The organism is Streptomyces sp. SID5643 (assembly GCF_009872555.1).
GTDB classification, from domain to species: domain Bacteria; phylum Actinomycetota; class Actinomycetes; order Streptomycetales; family Streptomycetaceae; genus Streptomyces; species Streptomyces iakyrus.
This window is the reverse complement of sequence record NZ_WWIC01000041.1, coordinates 113,650-130,577: the sequence shown is the minus strand read 5'-3', so window position 1 is coordinate 130,577 and position 16,928 is coordinate 113,650. Positions and strand designations below refer to the sequence as shown.

16 protein-coding genes and 1 pseudogene are annotated in these 16,928 nt (G+C 72.5%); 12 read left to right on the top strand and 5 right to left on the bottom strand.

Annotation, left to right across the window (positions count from 1 at the left end; genetic code table 11):
* Positions 1-65 precede the first annotated feature (65 nt).
* From GTY56_RS04670 to fusA, 3 genes are all read left to right on the top strand, one after another.
* Positions 66-908 (top strand): NmrA family NAD(P)-binding protein, encoded by an 843-nt coding sequence (locus GTY56_RS04670; RefSeq protein WP_161362747.1) that lies wholly within the window; start codon positions 66-68, stop codon positions 906-908.
* A gap of 137 nt (positions 909-1,045) precedes the next feature.
* Positions 1,046-1,960: a YceI family protein gene (locus tag GTY56_RS04665; RefSeq protein WP_161362745.1), complete on the top strand. Its 915-nt coding sequence runs from the start codon at positions 1,046-1,048 to the stop codon at positions 1,958-1,960.
* Positions 1,961-2,431: 471 nt separating this feature from the next.
* On the top strand, positions 2,432-4,474 hold the full coding sequence (gene fusA, locus GTY56_RS04660; RefSeq protein WP_161362743.1) for an elongation factor G: 2,043 nt from the start codon (positions 2,432-2,434) through the stop codon (positions 4,472-4,474).
* Positions 4,475-4,627: 153 nt separating this feature from the next.
* Here the strand turns inward: fusA and GTY56_RS04655 are convergent, their stop codons facing one another.
* On the bottom strand, positions 4,628-6,244 hold the full coding sequence (locus GTY56_RS04655; RefSeq protein ID WP_524540076.1) for a pectate lyase-like domain-containing protein: 1,617 nt from the start codon (positions 6,242-6,244) through the stop codon (positions 4,628-4,630).
* 20 nt (positions 6,245-6,264) lie between these two features.
* Here GTY56_RS04655 and GTY56_RS04650 point away from each other — a divergent pair.
* Both GTY56_RS04650 and GTY56_RS04645 read left to right on the top strand, forming a co-directional pair.
* A pseudogene (locus tag GTY56_RS04650) lies at positions 6,265-6,459 on the top strand (family 1 glycosylhydrolase); the annotation flags it as partial.
* A 127-nt stretch (positions 6,460-6,586) separates the two neighbouring features.
* A complete protein-coding gene (locus GTY56_RS04645) occupies positions 6,587-7,450 on the top strand; it encodes an alpha/beta fold hydrolase (RefSeq protein ID WP_161362741.1) in 864 nt (287 codons plus the stop codon).
* Positions 7,451-7,514: 64 nt separating this feature from the next.
* On the opposite strand, the gene GTY56_RS04640 is transcribed toward GTY56_RS04645, so the two are convergent.
* Positions 7,515-8,132 carry an HD domain-containing protein gene (locus tag GTY56_RS04640; RefSeq protein WP_161362740.1) on the bottom strand — a complete coding sequence of 206 codons (618 nt, stop codon included), beginning with the start codon at positions 8,130-8,132 and terminating at the stop codon, positions 7,515-7,517.
* 170 nt (positions 8,133-8,302) lie between these two features.
* On the opposite strand from GTY56_RS04640, the gene GTY56_RS04635 reads away from it, so the two are divergent.
* Positions 8,303-8,845 carry a hypothetical protein gene (locus tag GTY56_RS04635; protein ID WP_161362737.1) on the top strand — a complete coding sequence of 181 codons (543 nt, stop codon included), beginning with the start codon at positions 8,303-8,305 and terminating at the stop codon, positions 8,843-8,845.
* A 37-nt stretch (positions 8,846-8,882) separates the two neighbouring features.
* On the opposite strand, the gene GTY56_RS04630 is transcribed toward GTY56_RS04635, so the two are convergent.
* Positions 8,883-9,830, bottom strand: a complete 948-nt coding sequence (locus GTY56_RS04630; protein ID WP_161362735.1) for a nucleotide-binding protein — start codon at positions 9,828-9,830, stop codon at positions 8,883-8,885.
* Between the two features lie 151 nt (positions 9,831-9,981).
* Here GTY56_RS04630 and GTY56_RS04625 point away from each other — a divergent pair, with 151 nt between their 5' ends.
* The gene (locus tag GTY56_RS04625; RefSeq protein ID WP_161362733.1) at positions 9,982-11,496 is read left to right on the top strand and encodes an ABC transporter substrate-binding protein; all 1,515 of its coding nucleotides are present in this window, start codon (positions 9,982-9,984) and stop codon (positions 11,494-11,496) included.
* A 9-nt stretch (positions 11,497-11,505) separates the two neighbouring features.
* Here GTY56_RS04625 and GTY56_RS04620 read toward each other — a convergent pair whose 3' ends face one another.
* The gene (locus tag GTY56_RS04620) at positions 11,506-11,907 is read right to left on the bottom strand and encodes a Rid family hydrolase (RefSeq protein ID WP_161362732.1); all 402 of its coding nucleotides are present in this window, start codon (positions 11,905-11,907) and stop codon (positions 11,506-11,508) included.
* Between the two features lie 230 nt (positions 11,908-12,137).
* On the opposite strand from GTY56_RS04620, the gene GTY56_RS04615 reads away from it, so the two are divergent.
* The 5 genes from GTY56_RS04615 to GTY56_RS04595 all read left to right on the top strand — a co-directional run bounded on the left by GTY56_RS04615 (position 12,138) and on the right by GTY56_RS04595 (position 16,084).
* Positions 12,138-12,404 (top strand): SCO2583/SCO2584 N-terminal domain-containing protein, encoded by a 267-nt coding sequence (locus GTY56_RS04615; RefSeq protein WP_161362730.1) that lies wholly within the window; start codon positions 12,138-12,140, stop codon positions 12,402-12,404.
* Positions 12,405-12,443: 39 nt separating this feature from the next.
* Positions 12,444-12,815 carry a cupin domain-containing protein gene (locus GTY56_RS04610; protein WP_161362728.1) on the top strand — a complete coding sequence of 124 codons (372 nt, stop codon included), beginning with the start codon at positions 12,444-12,446 and terminating at the stop codon, positions 12,813-12,815.
* Positions 12,816-12,911: 96 nt separating this feature from the next.
* Positions 12,912-13,829 (top strand): zinc metalloprotease HtpX, encoded by a 918-nt coding sequence (gene htpX / locus GTY56_RS04605; protein ID WP_161362726.1) that lies wholly within the window; start codon positions 12,912-12,914, stop codon positions 13,827-13,829.
* A gap of 7 nt (positions 13,830-13,836) precedes the next feature.
* A complete protein-coding gene (gene pspAB / locus GTY56_RS04600; protein WP_161362725.1) occupies positions 13,837-14,421 on the top strand; it encodes a PspA-associated protein PspAB in 585 nt (194 codons plus the stop codon).
* Positions 14,422-14,461: 40 nt separating this feature from the next.
* On the top strand, positions 14,462-16,084 hold the full coding sequence (locus tag GTY56_RS04595) for an alpha/beta fold hydrolase (RefSeq protein ID WP_161362723.1): 1,623 nt from the start codon (positions 14,462-14,464) through the stop codon (positions 16,082-16,084).
* Between the two features lie 152 nt (positions 16,085-16,236).
* Here GTY56_RS04595 and GTY56_RS04590 read toward each other — a convergent pair whose 3' ends face one another.
* A complete protein-coding gene (locus GTY56_RS04590) occupies positions 16,237-16,872 on the bottom strand; it encodes a TetR/AcrR family transcriptional regulator (protein WP_161362721.1) in 636 nt (211 codons plus the stop codon).
* Between the last annotated feature and the right edge of the window lie 56 nt (positions 16,873-16,928).

Genomic DNA, 16,928 nt, shown 5'->3' with positions numbered 1-16,928 from the left:
TACGGCCCTGACCGGCCCGAACGATGCGGACAGTAGATGGCCGCAAGCCTTCCTAGGGTCGCGGTATGACGCAGACGCAGAGGATTCTTGTCACCGGCGCCACCGGAACCGTGGGCCGTCAGGTCGTCGCCGAGCTGCTCGACCGGGGGCACGAGGTGCGTGCCCTGACGCGTGACGCAGCGAAGGCCTCCTTCCCGGCCGGTGTCGAGGTCGTCGAGGGCGATCTCACCGCGCCGGAGGGCCTGGCCACGGCCCTGGAGGGTGTCACCGGCCTCCACCTGATCACCTTCGGCGGGGCCGCGTTCAGCCCGCTGGAGACCGGCCAGCGGCTCCTGGAGCTCGCCCGCTCCGCCGGGGTGCGCCGCGTCACCGTGCTGCACGGCGGGGGCCCCACCCCGCTGGAGGACGCGGTGCGCGCCGACGACGGCGTGGACTGGACCGTGCTCATGCCGGTCGAGTTCATGGCCAACGCCTTGGAGTGGCGGGAGGGGATCGTGGCGGCGGGCGAGGTGCGGGAGCCGTTCGTCGGCCGGCTGAGCGCCATGGTCCACGAGGGCGACATCGGCGCCGTCGCCGCGGTCGCGCTCACACAGGAGGGGCACGGCGGCCAGGAGTACGTGATCACCGGCCCCGAGGTGCTGACCGTCGGCGACAAGGTGAAGACGATCGCCACAGTCGTCGGCCGGGAGATCACCCTGGTCGAGCTGACGCGGCAGCAGGCCCTCGCGCAGTGGCGGTCGCAGGGTCTGGCCGAGGACGTCATCGGCTTCCTGCTGGAGGCGTACGGGAACACACCGGAGGTGGGGCGGACTGTCTCCGGCACCGTCGAGAAGGTCACCGGCCGCCCCGCGCGCACCTTCGCCCAGTGGGCCGCCGAACACGCGGACGCCTTCAGGGGGCAGTCCTGACTGTCTCGTATTGAGACACCCGCGCCGGAGCCGGGTCCGTCAAGATCGACAAGGGGGTGTGACCGCAGCAAGGTGCGGCCGTCGGCGTGCGCTGAATCGCCGCCGGCCGGCCGCACACCCGAAGAAAGGTGACCACCATGGCCCTCGCACTGCTCCGGCGCCGGTGGCTCAAGAGCACCCCCGCCGCGGCGGCGGGCCTCGCCCTCCCCCTCCCCGCCGGCGCGGGTGCCGTCGCCCGCGAGGTCGTCGATCCGACGGGCTCGCCGCTGGCCGCGGCGGACGTCACCGTCACCGCCCTGGACACCCACCGCGTCGCCGTCCGCGGCACGACCGACCCGTACGGCTACTTCCTCGCGGCCCTGCCGCCCGGCCGGTACAGCCTGCTCATCTCGGTGGAGGGGCTGCGGCCGCACCGCGAGACGATCGAGACGGGCCCGGGCACCGCGGCGGCCACCGAACGCGTCTGGTTGCAGCCCGCCGAGGCGCTCCAGCTGCCGACGCCCGGAACCTGGCTCTTCGACCCGCCGCACACGGCGATCCGGTTCATCGCCAAGCACGTCGGCATGGCCCATGTGCACGGCCGCTTCGAACGCTTCGAGGGCGGCATCCGGATAGCCCCCGACATGGCCGACTCCCGCGTGCACGTCCGCATCGACGCCTCCAGCATCACCACGGGCAACAGCACCCGCGACAACCACCTGCGGTCCGCCGACTTCCTCGACGTCGAGCGCTTCCCGCACATCGACTTCACGAGCGCGCGCTTCGCCTACCGGGGCGGCAGCAAGTGGACGCTGCAGGGCTCCCTCACGATGCACGGCGTCAGCCGCTCGGTGGCCCTGGACACGACGTACCTCGGCACCGTGAACGGCGGCTACGGCCAGGAGTTGCGCTGCGCGGCCCTGGCGACGGCGGAGCTGCACCGCGAGGACTACACGTTGAACTGGCGTTCGATGCTTGCCCGGGGTATCGCCGTGGTCGGCCCGACCGTCCAGCTGGAGCTCGACGTCCAGGCGATGTACCGCACCCACGACACGCCCACGCCGCCGGAGTAGGGGTCCGGCCCCGGGCCATGTGAGGGACCGGATCGACTCCGCGCCCACGGCCCCGTCGGAGGGGAGAACCCCGCCCGCCCGGCATCCGGCAACTGCTGTGGCGGGCGGGGCCGCCCCGCTCCCGCCGCTCACCGGCCCGGTGCCGGAAAATCCCTGGCCCCGTTCCCCTCGGCCTCCCTACACTCACGCCCATACCCGGCGCCGCCCACTACCGAGCGCCGGGCACCACCGCGACGAACGAAGGGGGACGGCCATGCGTGACCACACCGCTGTCGCCGTCTCCCTGCCGCAGCACGAGGTGATCCTCGTGTCTTCGTCGCCCCGGTGCCCGCTGCGCGGCGGCACCGGCTGACCGGGACGGATGCCTGACCCCGAACAGTCCTGACACCACGTCGAGTTCGGGCTCACTCGGCCCTTTTCGCCCGGGAATCGCGCTGCCCCTGTTCTGATCGCACCGAAAGGCCCCGGGCCGTGCGCACCCACCTCAACCCGCTCGCCGTCGTCCGCAACCTCGGCATCCTCGCCCATGTCGACGCCGGCAAGACCACCGTCACCGAACGGATCCTGTTCGCCACCGGAACCACGCACAAGCGCGGCGAGGTCCACGACGGCACCACCGTCACCGACTTCGACCCGCAGGAGCGCGACCGGGGCATCACCATCTTCGCCGCGGCGGTGAGCTGCGCCTGGGACGGCCACCGGCTCAACCTCATCGACACCCCGGGGCACGTCGACTTCGCCGACGAGGTGGAGCGTGCGCTGCGGGTGCTCGACGGTGCGGTGGCCGTGTTCGACGCGGTGGCCGGGGTGGAACCGCAGAGCGAGTCGGTCTGGCGGCAGGCCGACCGGCACGGCGTGCCGAGGATCGCGTTCGTCAACAAGATGGACCGCGCCGGCGCCGACCTCGACGCGGCCGTGGCGTCGATCCGGGAGCGGCTGCACCCGGCGCCGTTGGTCGTGCAGTTGCCGATCGGCGCGGAGGACGCCTTCACCGGCGTCGTCGACCTGGTGCGCATGCGCGCACTGCTGTGGGCCGGTGACGGCACCGCCGAGGACGTGCCGGTGCCGGCCGGCGTGCGGGTCGCGGCCCAGGAGCGCCGCCGGTCGCTGGAGGAGGCCGTGGCGGAGCTGCACCCGGGCGCGCTGGAGGAGTTCTGTACTACGGGCACGCTCTCCGAGGGGACCCTCTCCTCGGCGCTGCGCGAGGTGACCCGGGACGGTGACGGCGTGGTCGTGCTGTGCGGCTCCGCGTACCGCAACCGCGGTGTGGAGCCACTGCTCGACGCGGTCGTGGCCTATCTGCCGTCGCCGCTGGACGTGCCGCCGGTCCGCGGCACGCACGACGGTGAGGAGCAGGAGCGGACCGCCGACCCGGCGGCACCCGCTGCCGCCCTCGCGTTCAAGGTGCACGCCACCCCGACGGGGCGGCTGACGTACCTGCGGATCTACTCCGGCACGATCGAGAAGGGAGACACACTGTGGGACGCGAGCGCTGGGCGCAGCGAGCGGATCGGGCGGATCCTGCGGGTGCAGGCCGGCCGGCACGCCCCGCTGGAGCGAGCCGCCGCCGGGGACATCGTCGCCGTGGTCGGGCTGAAGTCCGCCCGCGCGGGGTCGACCCTGTGCGCGGCGGACGCGCCGCTCGCCCTGGAACCGCCCGGCGTGCCCGAGCCGGTGGTGTCCGTCGCGGTCGAGTCCCGCCGGGCCGGTGACACCGGCCGGCTCGCGTCGGGGCTGGCGCGGCTGACCGAGGAGGATCCCTCGCTCCTCGTGCGGTCCGACCCGGAGACCGGGCAGACGGTGCTGTCCGGCATGGGGGAACTGCACCTGGAGGTGGCGGTGGAGAAGCTCCGGCGTGACCTGGGGCTGGAGGTCAACGTCGGCCGCCCCCGGGTCAGTCACCGCGAGACCGTCGGCCGGGGTGTGTCCGGGCTGGTGTTCCGGCACGTCAAGCAGGACGGCGGGGCGGGGCAGTTCGCCCATGTCGTCCTCGACGTGGAACCGCACGCGGAGGGAGGCTTCGAGTTCCGTTCGGCCGTCGTCGGCGGACGGGTGCCGCAGGAGTTCGTGCGGGCGGTCGAGGCCGGCTGCCGGGACGCCCTCACCGAGGGCCCGCTCGGCGGGCACCCGGTGACCGGGCTGCGGGTCACCCTGACCGATGGGTCGACCCACGTGAAGGATTCCTCGGACACGGCGTTCCGCACGGCCGGCCGGCTCGGTCTGAGGGAGGCCCTGCGCGCCTGCGCCATGGTCCTGCTGGAGCCGGTCGCCGAGGTCACGGTCACCGTGCCCGAGGACGCGGTCGGCGGAGTGCTCGGCGATCTCGCCGCCCGGCGCGGGAAGGTGACCGGCTCGGTCACCCGCGCGGGCGCGGCGGTCGTCACCGCCACCGTGCCGCTGGCCGAACTGTTCGGCTACGCGACCCGGTTGCGCAGCCGCACCCAGGGCCGCGGCACCTTCACGGCCCGGCCCACCGGTTACGCGCCGGCGCCGGTCGTGGCATCGGCGCGGTAGCGCACGGGCCCGGCCCCTCCCCTCGCCGCCCGGAGGGAGGGGCCGGGCCGGTGTCGCCTTGGCCGGGCCGGTGTCGCCTTGGCCGGTCCTGCGGCCCTTCCCTTCCGGTCGGAACCGAGGGCTCGCCCCGGCTGTCACAAGCTGTCCCGCAGGCTACGGGTACGACACCACCGTCGAGGGCACCGTGGACGTCCCCGACGTCGGCGACCCCGTGTCGTTGATGACCCGTTCGTACTGCCCGTTGCCGCCGAGCGAGACCACGAGCAGGTCGTGGAAGCGCACCCCGGGCCGGTTCGGCGCCGCGAAGCCGTGGTGCTGCACGATGGTCGGGTCGACGTTGTAGTAGCAGTAGCTGCCCAGGCCCCAGCCCTCGTGGCTGGTCACCGCGTCCCCGACCCGGTAGGCCGCGTAGCCCTTGACCGGACCGTTCTGGATCGCGGCCTGGTTCGGGGCGTCGTACGCCTTCTCGTTCTGGAAGAAGACCGTGCGGCCGCGTTCGCCGAACCACTGCACGTCGTACTTGTTGAAGTGCTCCACGAACAGGCCGGTCGCCAGCACGTCGTGGCCGTTGACGACGACGCCGTGGTCCGCGCGGTTGGTCTCCCAGCCGACGCCGTCCCCGTGGTCGGCGCGCCAGACCCAGGTGTGGTCGACGACGGTGTGCCGGCTGTTGACGACCATGCTGGTGGTGGCCTTGCCCGGGCCCGCCCCGCCGATCCGGATGAACACGTCCTGGACGGTGGTCGGGTTGGCGGAGTGGTCCCGGGAGGCGCCGCGCGGTCCGATCTCCAGCAGCGTGGCGGAGTTGACCGGTCCGGCGTCGACGAGGAACCCGGCCAGCCGTACACCGTCGACGTCGGCGGTCTTCAGCGCGGTGACGCCGTTGTCGGGGATGAGCGTGGCGTAGCCGAGGCCGAGGACGACGGTGCCGGCCCGTTCGACCCGCACCGGCTGGTCGAGGTGGTAGATCCCCGGTGTCAGCAGCAGGTGGAGCCCTTGGGCAAGGGCCTGGTTGAGCGTGGCCGCCGTGACACCGGGCCGGGCGACGTAGAAGCGCGACAGCGGCAGCGATGTGCCTCTCGGGGTGCCGTTGCCCCAGGTGACGCCCCGGGCGTCGGTCCGCTTCTCGGGCAGGAAGACCCGGTACTCGCTGCCGCTGAGGTACAGGAACGGCTTCTCGCGGGAGACCGGCGTCGTGGCCAGGGTGGTGTACGGCGGGTTGGGGAAGCCCTGCGCGGGGGCGCCTTCGACACCGGAGAACACCATGTTCCACACGCCGTTGAGCCAGCCGCCGATCGCGCTGTCCCGGGTGTACCACTGCTGCTGCGAGTAGGGCTGCACCTGGCCGTCGATGCGGCTGTCGGCGATATAGCCGCCACTGGACCAGCCGTAGCCGGTCGGGGCGAGGTTCAGGTTGCCGCGGACGTGCATCCGGCGGAAGGGGGCCGCCTGCGACACCGCCCAGCGGTTGGTGCCGTTGACGGGGACGACCGCGAGGTTCTCCGCGGAGCGCCAGAAGTTCTGCGTGGCGTTGCCGTCGAACCATCCGGCGTCGACGGTGATGTCGCCGTTGATGGTGGTGTCGTCGGGGGAGAGGCCGAGGCCGGAGATCGAGGTGTAGAAGCCGATCTGCGCGTTGAGGCCGTGGTAGGTGCCCGGCTTGAACAGCAGTTGGTAGCGGCCGGTGCCGAACTGGGCGGACTCCTGCTGCCGGAAGATCTCGTCCAGTCTGCCCTGAATGTTCGGCGTGGACGGGTTGAAGACCAGCACGTTCGGGCCGAGGTCGCCACCGCCGGGCAGCCCCGCTGGCCGGCTACTTCGCCTGGTCGCTGCTGGACAACTTCGAGTGGGCGTACGGCTACGAGAAGCGGTTCGGCCTCGTCCACGTCGACTACGCCACGCAGCGGCGCACGATCAAGGGGACGGGGCACCGGTACGCCGAGGTCGTCCGGGCCCATCGGAGTCGGGCGAGCAGGGCCGCCTGACCCGCACGCCGGCGCCGCCCCCGGCCGCGCCTTCGGCGGCCACGGTCCCACCCGCTGGTCCAGCGACTTCGCCGCCCGGGCGGAAATACCGTGGCCCCCGCCGTCACCACCTGCCAGTCTCACGCTCATGCCCACCTTCACCGCCCCCGACGGCACCTCCCTCGCCTACCACGTGACGGGGCACGGCCCACCGCTGGTCTGTCTTCCCGGTGGCCCCATGCAGGACTCCGCCCACCTGGGCGACCTCGGCGGTCTGACGGCTCGCCGCACGGTGGTGCGGCTGGACCTGAGGGGCACCGGCGGGTCGGCGGCGCCCAAGGACCCGGCGTCCTACCGGTGTGACCGGCAGATCGGTGATGTCGAGGCGCTGCGTGCGGAGTTGGGGCTGGAGCGGATGGACCTGCTCGCGCACTCCGCCGGCGCGAACCTGGCCGCGCTGTACACGGCCCGCCATCCGGAGCGCGTGCGCCGCCTCGCGCTCGTCACCCCCAGCGTCTTCGCCGTCGGCCTCGGCGTCACCGCCGAGGACCGGCTGGAGACGGCACGCCTGCGCCGGGACGAACCCTGGTTCGCCCCGGCGTACGCGTCGCTGGAGGCGATCACGGGCGGCCGGGCGACAGCCGGTGACTGGGACGCCGTGGCCCCCTTCTGGTTCGGCCGCTGGGACGACGGGGCTCGCGCTTTCCGCGCGGCGGAGCAACGCCTGCGCAACGGCGAGGCCGCGGCCCTGTACGCCGGCGACGGCGCCTTCGACCCCGACGCCACCCGGGCCGCCCTCGCCGCGTTTGCCTCACCGGTCCTCCTGCTCACCGGCGAGTACGACGTGGCCGGGCCGCCCCGCGCGATGAAGGAGTACGCGGACCTCTTCCCGGGAGCCGAACTGGTCACGCAGAGCGGGGCCGGGCATGTTCCGTGGAGGGACGGGCCGGAGCGGTTCGTGAGCGCGGTGGCGGGATTCCTGGACGGGATGGGCGGTGCCGACGGTTCCTGAACACCCGGGCGGCGTTCCGGCCTCCGGAATGCGGCGGGTGTGCGCGTCGCTCCCGCCGGCGCTGTCAGTCGCCCACGCCGGCCACCCGCTGGACGCCGGCCCCGCAGGGCACCGGCCGGGTGAGGTCCGGGTCGCCGAACTCCGTGCGCAGGGCCTCGAACGCGGTCACCTTGTCCTCGCCGAAGCGGCGGACGTGGGCGGCGTATTCGGCGGGGGAGAGACAGGCCGACGGCCGGGACTTGGTGTGGAACTTGTCCGCGTACATCACCAGCCTCTCCTCCTCCGTCACCGCCAGGTAGTCGGCGGGCGGCAGGGGCAGGCCCTGGCTCACGATGTCCTGCCGGGTGAGTCCCACTCCGGTGTGGTGCGAGCAGAAGCGGCGCAGGGTGTCGGAGAAGCCCTCCGCTTCGAGGATCTCGTGGCCGAGCAGGCCGTGCCGGATGTAGTTCCGGTGGTCCAGCCGTCCGTCGTCCCCGTAGAGGCGGTAGACGCCGATGTCGTGGAGGAGACAGCCGGCGCGGACCAGTTCGGCGTCTACGTGGGCGAGGTGGGGCGCGGCGAGGAGCTGCTCGGCGATTGCCCAGACGATCTCGCAGTGCGTGTGGACGAGGGCGAACGCCTCGGTGGTGGGCGCGTACTTCTCGTGCAGCGCCTGGATCTCTGCGGGGCCCGGAATCCTCATCGGGGGAGCGTAACAACCGCCCGCCCGGACGGGCCGGGAAGTTCCCGCGGCTGCCCTTTTCACGCGATCGGATGGTGCTGCGGGGAGCGGGCACCTGCCCGGCCCACGGGCCGTTCGAGCTGGTGACGGGACTTGTCGTCCATCATTCGGCACAGGGACGGGAGCACACCATGGGCCTGCACTTCCACCGCAACCCCGACGGCACGACGACCGGGCGCAACGAGGCCAACGGCTTCACCGTGACACATGCCGAAGAGGAGGAGGTGAAGCGGCAGCTGTACGAGGACGCCGGGTGGGAGTACACGCCTCCACCGCCGCCGGTTCCGCCCGGTTTCCATCGTTTCTCCTTGCTGCACGACGAGTTCCGGGCCTGCGGGTTCGAGGACGAGAGGTACGCGGGGCTGCGGGCGCGTCCGCCGGAGGGGTGCGTGCCGGCCGGCCGGGGGCGCCTCGCCCTGGAGTGCCGGCGGCGGGGGAAGACGCTCCTGGACGCGGTCGCCGGAACCGTCGCGGAGGTCCGCACCGAGCACGGCCTGGTGATGAACAGCCTGGGCGTCGACAAGCCCGAGGAGTGGTATGACGCGGACACCAAGAACGGATACGCGGCGCACATCGTCGCGCACCTGCTGCTGATGGCCGCCGACCGCGCCCGACTGCTCGGGTACGGGCGCAAGGACGTGGTCCGGCTACTCGATGCCACCGGAATCGAGTAGCCGGCGGAAGGCGGGCCGGCCGTGACCGTGGTGCGCCTCAGAGCAGCGCGGCAGACCCCGGCACGTAGTCCGGGTCCACCTGCGCCGCAAGGTCCCCACCCGTACGCGCGTCCGCCCAGGCGTGGACGTTGCGCAGGTGGAACTCGACCGCGTGGCGGTGGAGGCGGTCCCAGTCGCGCGGGTGGGAGTCCACGGTCTCCCGGAGGATCCGCAGGGCGTGGAGGTTGTGCGGTTCCAAGGAGGTGAGGGCGTCGGCGCGGCCCTGTTCCGCCGCGCGGATCCCGGGGGAGTGCACCAGGTGGGTCAGGAGGTCGTCGCCCACCTGCTCCTTGAGGAAGAGCAGGTCGTCCTCGCCGGTCACCTTGTTGCCGACGACCGCGATGCGGATGCCGAACTGTTCGGCGTGGTCGCGGTACTGGCGGTACACCGAGACGCCCTTGCGGGTGGGTTCCGCCACCAGGAACGTCACGTCGAAGCGGGTGAACAGGCCCGACGCGAAGGCGTCCGCGCCCGCCGTCATGTCGACCACGACGTACTCGCCCGGGCCGTCCAGCAGGTGGCCGAGGTACAGCTCCACCGCACCCAGCTTGGAGTGGTAGCAGGCCACGCCCAGGTCGGACTCGTCGAACTCGCCCGTCACCATGAGGGGGACGCCGCCCGCCCGGCCGACGTGCCGCGTGTGCAGTGCGTCGTCGCCGAGCGGGCGGAGGAGACGGGAACCACGACCCGGCGGGGTCGTCTTGATCATCGCCTCGGGTGAGGGGATGCGGGGATTGTCGCCCCGCAGGAGTGTTTTGATCTCGGCCACATGCGCGCCCAGGGGAGGGGCGGACTCCTCGGCGCCGCCGAGCGCCTCGGCCAGGTGCTGGTTGATGTCGCCGTCGATGGCGAGGACCGGTGCGCCGGAGCGCGCCAGGTGGCGGGAGAAGAGCGCGGACAGCGTGGTCTTGCCGCTACCGCCCTTGCCGACGAACGCGACCCTCACGACCGCCCCACCTTTTTGAAAATGGATGTCATGTGGATAGGTTTAAGGAGTGGTCCGTACCCGTGTCAAATTCCTTGCTCCGTACGGGATCTGAAGGGTCCCCGGCGTGGATCGTCCGGTTGACCGGCGTGTTCCGCTTGATGCATATGCTGTGCAAGTGCGTCATCACAGCATCAAGAGCCGCCTCCGGTTCCTCATCGCCCTCGCCCTCACGCCGTGTCTGGCCGGCTGTTTCGTGTCCCCCGGCGGGGAGTCGTCCCCGGAGGGCGGGCCGTCGGGCTCGCGGCTGCGCGTCGCCCTGGCCTTCCCGCCCGCCGAGAACCTCTCGCCGTACGGAGCCGACGCGACCCTGCTCAGTCGCCTCGGCGTCACCGAGGGACTCACCGCCCTGGATGCCAACGGCGCCGCGGCCCCCGCGCTCGCCCGGTCCTGGCAGCGGGAGGGCGACCGCACATGGCGGTTCACCCTGCGCGACGCCACGTTCCAGGACGGTACGGACGTCACACCGGCCGCCGTGGCCGCCGCGCTCACCCATGCCACCCGGGCCGAGCCCGCCCCCGCCGCCCTCGCCGGTGTCACCCTCGGTCCGAAGGCCGACGGCGAGCGCGGCATCCGCATCACCACCCGGGAGCCCGACCCCGTCCTGCCCATGCGCCTGGCCGGTCCGAGCCTCGCGATCCTCTCCCCGAAGGCGTACCGGAAGAAGGGCGGCCCCACCCCGGTCGGCACCGCCACCGGCCCCTTCGAGATCACCGACGTCGACGGTGGTGCTTCCGCCACTCTCGACCGCTACGACGACTACTGGGACGGTCTCGCCCACGCCGCCGGCATCGACGTGCGCTTCGTCCAGGACGGCACGGCCCGCGCCAACGCCGTCCGCACCGGGGACGTCGACATCGCCGAGGCGATCCCCGTCGCCCAGGCCGCGACGCTCGACGGGGCCACCCTCAAGGAAGCCGGCACCACCCGGACCACCAGCCTGCAACTCAACACGGAGAAGGGACCTTTCAAGGACCCGGAGCTGCGCGCCGCCGCCCGCGCGGCCATCGTGCCCTCCGCCCTCGTCAAGGGCGTCTTCGAGGGGTACGCCGACCCGGGCGCCGGTCTCTTCGGACCCGCCGTCACCTGGGCCGAGAGCAAGCGGGTGAAGCCGGTCGGCCGCGCCGAGCCCGCCCGGCCCGACGGCACGTCGATCACCCTCGCCACCTACGACAACCGGCCCGAGCTCCCCGAGGTCGCCCAGGTCGTGCAACAGCAGCTGCAAAAGGCCGGATTCACCGTGAAGCTGGAAGTGCGGGAGTACGCACGGCTGGAGAGCGACGCGCTCGCCGGGAAGTTCGACGCGTTCATCGGCGCCCGCAACAGCCTCCTGGACACCGGCGATCCCGTCGGAGTCCTCGGCAGCGACTACACCTGCGACGGCGGCTACAACCTGGCCCGGCTGTGCGACGAGAAGACCGACCGGGCCGTCGCCGAGGCCGTCCGGACCGACGGCACCGGAGAGCGGCAGGACGCCGCCATGGCTGCCGAGGCGGCGATCCTCCGCACGGACGCGGTCGTGCCGCTGGCCCACCAGCGGATCGTCGTCGGCGTCTCGGCCGAGGTGCGGGGCGTGCTGCTCGACCCGTACGAGCGGACCCTGGTCGGCACCGGGACGCGTCGCTGACCGGTCCGTTCAGGCGGGCAGCCGCGTGTCGATCACGCAGCTGATCTCCACGAGCTGCCCGGGAAAGGTCAGTTCGGTGACGCCCAGGGCCGTGCTGACCGGGCGGTGGGCGCCGAAGTACGCCCGGTTGGCCTTCCCCACGACCTCGGCGTTGCGCACCAGGTCCACCGCGTACAGCGTCTGGGACACGATCTGATTGCGCGTCGCGCCGTAGTGGGCCAGGACCCTGTCGAGGTTGGTGTAGGTCTGCTCCAGCTGGGCGGTGAGGTCGTCCTCGGCGTGGAAGCCGCCCGCCTCGTCGAAGGCGAGCTGCCCGGAGACATGGATCAGTTCGCCGGACCTGATCGCCTGGGCGTAGCCGAAGTGGCTCTCGGCCGGGATGCCGTGGTCGTAGACGTCGGTGGTGTTCACCGTCGGTGTCCTTCCGTCGGGCGCGAACCCGCGCTCTCTTGTGGTTACTGGGAAACCGTAGGAGAGTGAACGCCAACCTGGAAGAACGCACTTTTCGGTAACGGGGGAACCAGATGGTGACCAAGCAGGTGAGGGACCTGCCCGAGAACGCGGACCTGCGGCGGGCGGACTCCCTGGCGCGGGCGTTTGTTCTATTCTTGGGTCAAGGACCACACGGGGGTGGAGCGGCAATGCCCGAGCACGAACAGGACGATCAGCAGCGCGAGTTCGACCTCAGATGGGCGGACGGAGCCGAGCACAAGGAGCCCTCGGCCCGGGCCCGTATGCTCGCCGCCCGCTGGAAGCACAACCCGCCCGGGCCCGTGCCGTTCCGGGCCGACCCGGAGCACGTCGGCTCCCGCCGCCGTTCCCCCTGGATGTCCACCGCGCTGGTGCTGGGCTGCGTGGCGGCGGTGATCGTGCTGCTGGGGTACATCAACTTCAGGGCTCCGCACTAGAGGCTGTCCGGACACCGGCGGCTGCTAGCGTCCGGCCCCGTGGACGACAGCGTGTACGTGGGCAACGCCGGTACGGACGCCGCCCTGGACCGGGGGTGGATCCTCGGGCACTTCAAGGACGCCGGGGATCCGCGGCACAGCGAGGCCGTGGAGATCAAGTGGGGTGTGCACCCGCCCGGCGACGAGCGCGCGCAGTGGGTGAGGGGTGAGGAGCGGACGGCGCTGTTGGTCCTGGTCAGCGGGCGGTTCCGGGTCGAACTGCCCGGGCGGAGTGTGCTGCTGGAGCGGCAGGGGGACTACGTGGTGTGGGGGCGTGGTGTCGATCACTCGTGGCGTGCGGAGGAGGAGTCGGTCGTGCTGACGGTGCGGTGGCCGTCCGTGCCCGGCTACGCGGTGCCCGCCGGCGGCTGACGGCTTTGCCGGTCCTGGGGGTGATCACGACCCCTCCATGGGGGGCCCGGGTGCACACTGGCGGTGGGACGAGTGCGTGACTGCGGGGTGAGGCAGATGCACAGCCGCTTCCGGAGCGACCGGCGGTTGACCACCCGGATGGGGATCACGCTGTTCCTGCTCGGATTGTTGTACGTGGGGTTCGTCGCCGCGTTGATCGTGCTGCTGAGATCCTGGGTGCTGGTGGTGGTGGTCGCGGCGGCGCTGCTCGGCGCCCAGTACTGGTTCTCCGACCGGATCGCCCTCTACGCCATGCGCGGGCGGGTCGTGCAGCGGGAGGAGTACCCCGAGCTGTACACGGTGATCGACCGGCTGTGCGCCCTGGCCGACATGCCGGCCCCGGTGGTCGCCGTGTCCGCGATGGACATGCCGAACGCGTTCGCGACGGGGCGCAGTCCGGATCACGCGGTGGTGTGCGTGACGACCGGGCTGCTGCGGCGGCTGGAGCCGGCCGAGCTGGAGGGCGTGCTCGCCCACGAGCTGTCGCACGTGGCCCACAAGGACGTCGCCGTGATCACCGTCGCGTCGTTCCTCGGGGTGATCGCGGGGCTGATCGTGCGGTTCGCCTTCTACTCGCAGCTGTTCGGCGGGGGCCGCAGGGACCAGAACACCGCTGCCGTCTTCGCCGCCGTGATGGGTGTGTCCGCGGCCGTCTACGCGATCAGCTTCCTGCTGATCCGGGCCCTGTCCCGGTACCGGGAACTGGCTGCGGACCGGGCGGCCGCGCTGCTCACCGGCCGGCCCTCGGCACTGGCCTCCGCGCTCACCAAGGTCTGCGGCGACATCGCCCGCATCCCCGCCAAGGACCTGCGCACGGCCCAGGCTTTCAACGCCTTCTACTTCACACCGGCGCTGGGCCGCGAGCCCGGGATCGCGCGGCTCTTCTCGACCCACCCGAGCCTGGAGCAGCGGCTCGACCAGCTGGGCCGGATCTCCGCCGAGCTGGGCGAGGCGGCGGCCCCCGGAGGGATGTGACCGACCCATGGGACTGCTGGACATCCTGCTCGGCCGGACGAAACCGGTCGGGGCGGATCTCGACCGGATCTTCGCCCTGCCCGCGGCGGCCGTGACGCTGGAGGCCGCCGCGGGCTTCACGCCGACCGGGCGGGGCGCGGTGTGCTTCGCCACCGTCGAGGGCGCGGCCTTCGAGCAGTCCCACCGCGAGGTGCAGGCCCTGCTGGACGCCGACACCGACCGCGACGGCCCGCCGGTGGAGCTGCGGCAGGACGACTACGGCTACTCGTGGCTGGTCTCGCACCGCTCGCCCGACCGGCTCTCCGCGCTCGTGAACGACCTGCACGCCGTGAACAGCCAGCTGGAGGCCAACGGTTTCGGTCCCCAGTTGCTGTGCTCCCTGGTCGGGTTCGAGGACCGCGCCGGCCGTCGGCTCGCGCTGGTCTACCTCTACAAGCGCGGCACGTTCTACCCCTTCGCACCCCTGCCGGACGGCACGGAGCGGCGCGACAGCGCACTCGAACTCCAGGTGCGGGCCGCGCTCTCCGGTGATCTGCGCCTGGAGCCGGACCTGGGCCGCTGGTTCCCGGTGTGGGGGGCGCCAGGGCTGTGAACGCCCCTCGTGGACCGGGGCCGCGTGAGTGAATGGCCGTATGAGTGGGCTGATCCCTTTCCATCACGTCGTCGGCGGCGAACGGCTCAGCGGACTGACCACCGGCAGTGGCCGGCCGGTCCGGGCCACGGTCGTCCTGCTGCACGGCGCGGGCACCGGAAACAAGGAGCGGCTGGTGCCGCTGCTGGCGGAGTTCGCCGCGCACGGCTGTCACGCCCTCGCCTTCGACTTCTCCGGGCACGGGGAGAGCACCGGCCTGCTGCGGGAGCTGAGCCTGCGCCGCCGCTTCGAACAGGCCGTCTCCGTCATCGACGCCCACGCGCGGGGGGACGCCCCGCTGGTCCTGGCCGGGATCAGCATGAGCGGCCAGACGGTGGCGGACCTCGTGGGGCACTACGGGGACCGGGTGGCGGCCCTGGGGCTGTGCGCGCCGGCGGTGTACGGGGCCGAGGCGTGGGACGTGCCGTTCGGCGCCGGTGACGGGCGGTTCAGCGAGATCATCCGCAGGCCCGGGAGCTGGCGCGCGGCCCCGGCGCTCGACGTCCTGCGGGCGTTCGAGGGACGGGCGGTGCTCGTGGTGCCGGGCACGGACGAGGTGATCCCGCCCGCCGTGACCGAGGCGTTCTGCGAGGCGCTGGCCCGGCGGGCCCAGTTCACCCACTGGGAACTCCCGGACGCCGAGCACCGGTTGGGACTGTGGTTCCGCGACCACCCCGAGGATCGCCGCGAGTTCGTCGCCGCCGTGCTGACCGGGCTCGGCGAGCAGGGCTGGACGGCGACCCGCGCGTGGGTGGCCAAACAGCTGCCCGAGGACCGTACGGTCGGCAAGTCGGCTTTCCTGACCGGTGGCTGGAGCGCCCAGATGCGGCGGCTGACCCTCGACGACGGCACCGAGCTGGCGCTGCGGACCTTCGTGAAGCCCTTCTTCCGGCGGCACGCGCCCGGGCTGCTGACCCGCGAGGCGGAGATCCTCACGCTGCTGGCGGAGCAGGAGGGCGTGCCGGCCGCCGAGCTGATCGGCGTCGACGCGACCGGCGAGCACTGCGACCATCCGTCCCTGCTGATGTCCGTGCTGCCGGGGCGGGTCCGGGTGGACGAGGAGGAACTCGACGCGCGGGTGGACCTGCTGGCGGGCCAGCTGGCCCGGATCCACCGGATCGTCCCCCGGGAGCGTCCGCGTGCGTACCAGGCGTGGACGTCGCCGGCGGCGGTCCCGGCCGGGTGGGAGCGGGCCGTGGACGTCATCCGCCGCGCTCCCCCGCCCTACGACGGCTGCTTCCTGCACCGCGACTTCCACCCCGGGAACGTCCTGTTCACCGGTTCGGGGGCCGGTCTGCGGATCAGTGGTGTCGTCGACTGGGTGGAGACCTCGTGGGGGCCCGCCGACCTGGACGTCGCCCACTGCTCGACGGCACTGGCGCTGCTGTTCGGCCCCGGCTACGGCCTCGGTTTCCGGGAGCGCTACGAGGCCCTGGGCGGGCGGCGACTGGCCGACGGCCCGGAGCATCTGTACTGGCGGCTGCTCGATGCCCTGGCGTACGTCCCCGACGCGGCGAAGCTGGCGGGGCCCTGGCGGGAACTGGGCCGGACCGATCTGACGCCGCGGGTGCTGGGCGAGCGGCTGGAGGCGTATGTGGAAGGGCTGATGGAACGGTACGCCTGAGGAGGCGGGCCGGTCGGGGCGGTCGCGTGCGTCCCGCACCGAGCGGTACGCCTGAGGGAGCGGGCCGGCCGGGGGGCGGTCGCGTGCGTCCCGCACCCGTCCGGTGCCCCCGTGACCCGGGCCCCGGCGCTTCTGCCGCGCTTCCCCGTCCGTCACGCGCGCTGGGGCTTCCCGTCTCCGCCCGTGACGTAGACCCCCGCCCGCGCCGCCGTCACCGCCGCCTCGGCGGCCCGGTCGGCGGTGGCCTCGTCGAGTCGGCCGCCGCTGATCAGCAGGTGGTAGTAGAGGGGGGCGGAGACCGCGCGGACGACCTCGTGCGGGTCGGTGCCCCCGGGCACCTCGCCCCGGTCGACGGCCTGCCGGACACAGGGAGCCCATTCCCTGACGCGGATGTCGTAGAAGCGGTGCAGCGCGGCGGCCGTTCGCGCGTCGCCGGTCGCCGCGGCGATCAGGGCCTTGAACAGCGGCCCCTGCCGAGGGTCCGTCAAGGTGCGCTGGACGAGGCGGGCGTTGGCCGTCAGGTCGCCGAGCAGCGATCCGGTCTCGGTGCGCGGCGCGGACTGCTCGGCCATGTCCTCGAGAAGGTCGGCCACCAGGGCGGTCACCGTTCCCCAGCGCCGGTAGACGGTCGTCTTGCCCACGTCGGCGCGGCGCGCGACGTCGGCCAGGTCCAGGTCGGTGAAGCCCTGCTCCGTGAGGGCGTCCTCGGCGGCCCGCAGCACCGCCTCCCGCACGCGCGCCGTGCGTCCCCCGGGTCGTACGGTCCCGGGCTCACCTCCGTCAGCCATAACGGCACTCCTGTTCCATTAACGACTTCACCCTGCTGCCTTAGTGATTGTTAACG

Coding starts and splice junctions, on each gene's coding strand:
- GTY56_RS04635 (WP_161362737.1), top strand. CDS start 8,303: ATGGGCCTGCACTTCCACCGCAACCCCGACGGCACGACGACCGGGCGC.
- GTY56_RS04670 (WP_161362747.1), top strand. CDS start 66: ATGACGCAGACGCAGAGGATTCTTGTCACCGGCGCCACCGGAACCGTG.
- GTY56_RS04640 (WP_161362740.1), bottom strand. CDS start 8,132: ATGAGGATTCCGGGCCCCGCAGAGATCCAGGCGCTGCACGAGAAGTAC.
- htpX (WP_161362726.1), top strand. CDS start 12,912: ATGCACAGCCGCTTCCGGAGCGACCGGCGGTTGACCACCCGGATGGGG.
- GTY56_RS04645 (WP_161362741.1), top strand. CDS start 6,587: ATGCCCACCTTCACCGCCCCCGACGGCACCTCCCTCGCCTACCACGTG.
- GTY56_RS04595 (WP_161362723.1), top strand. CDS start 14,462: ATGAGTGGGCTGATCCCTTTCCATCACGTCGTCGGCGGCGAACGGCTC.
- GTY56_RS04665 (WP_161362745.1), top strand. CDS start 1,046: ATGGCCCTCGCACTGCTCCGGCGCCGGTGGCTCAAGAGCACCCCCGCC.
- GTY56_RS04615 (WP_161362730.1), top strand. CDS start 12,138: ATGCCCGAGCACGAACAGGACGATCAGCAGCGCGAGTTCGACCTCAGA.
- pspAB (WP_161362725.1), top strand. CDS start 13,837: ATGGGACTGCTGGACATCCTGCTCGGCCGGACGAAACCGGTCGGGGCG.
- GTY56_RS04590 (WP_161362721.1), bottom strand. CDS start 16,872: ATGGCTGACGGAGGTGAGCCCGGGACCGTACGACCCGGGGGACGCACG.